This is a genomic window from Neisseria sp. P0014.S002, assembly GCF_051958295.1.
Lineage (GTDB): Bacteria > Pseudomonadota > Gammaproteobacteria > Burkholderiales > Neisseriaceae > Neisseria > Neisseria flavescens_B.
The window spans coordinates 1-246 of record NZ_JBQCVO010000103.1 but is presented as its reverse complement, the minus strand read 5'-3'; the positions used below and the strand labels follow the sequence as shown (position 1 = coordinate 246).

General features: G+C 57.3%; 1 rRNA gene. It reads left to right on the top strand.

What is annotated here, in order from left to right:
* Positions 1 to 246, top strand: a 16S ribosomal RNA gene (locus ACTHSX_RS10790); the annotation flags it as partial.

The following is a 246-nucleotide window of genomic DNA, read 5'->3' as shown; positions in this document are numbered from 1 at the left end:
CCTTTCGATCGAGACGAATAGCCTTCGGGATAACACCTCGAAGGAATGACGGTACCGAGAGAAGAAGCCCCGGCTAACTCCGTGCCAGCAGCCGCGGTAATACGGGGGGGGCAAGCGTTGTTCGGAATTACTGGGCGTAAAGGGCTCGTAGGCGGCCGTCTAAGTCATACGTGAAATCCCTCGGCTCAACCGAGGAACTGCGTCCGATACTGGTGGGCTTGAATCCGGGAGAGGGATGTGGAATTC